Below are 362 nucleotides of genomic sequence, written 5' to 3' on the forward strand. Positions count from 1 at the left end.
TTATTCTGCCGCAGGCCGCGCGTCTGATGATCCGCCCGTTAGGTGTCAATATCGTGGCTCTGATCAAAGGCTCGGCGCTGGTCTCGGCTATCTCGGTAATCGACCTGACCTATACGGCACAGCGCTATATCAGTGCGACCTACAAGCCGTTTGAAATCTTCACAGTGGCTGCATTCTTCTACATGGTCATCATTATCACTGTCACCATTGTACTGCGTTGGCTCGACCGGCGTTTTGTCATCGCTTAAAGGGGGAGACAGATGGAAGGTTTGGATTTCTCAGTCCTCATCCCCTATATGCCGTTGCTGTTGCAAGGCGCCTGGTGGACGGTTGTTATCACGGTTCTGGCTGGCCTGCTGAGT

1 protein-coding gene is annotated in these 362 nt (G+C 53.0%); it reads left to right on the top strand.

Annotated elements, in window-relative coordinates; translation table 11 throughout:
• A partial coding sequence (locus tag HBA93_RS19355; RefSeq protein ID WP_353619409.1) for an ABC transporter permease subunit occupies positions 1 to 248 on the top strand: 248 nt, incomplete at its 5' end.
• Positions 249 to 362: the final 114 nt, after the last annotated feature.

The sequence above is a fragment of the Ochrobactrum sp. SFR4 genome, from assembly GCF_019730395.1.
In the GTDB taxonomy this organism is placed as follows: Bacteria; Pseudomonadota; Alphaproteobacteria; order Rhizobiales; family Rhizobiaceae; genus Pseudochrobactrum.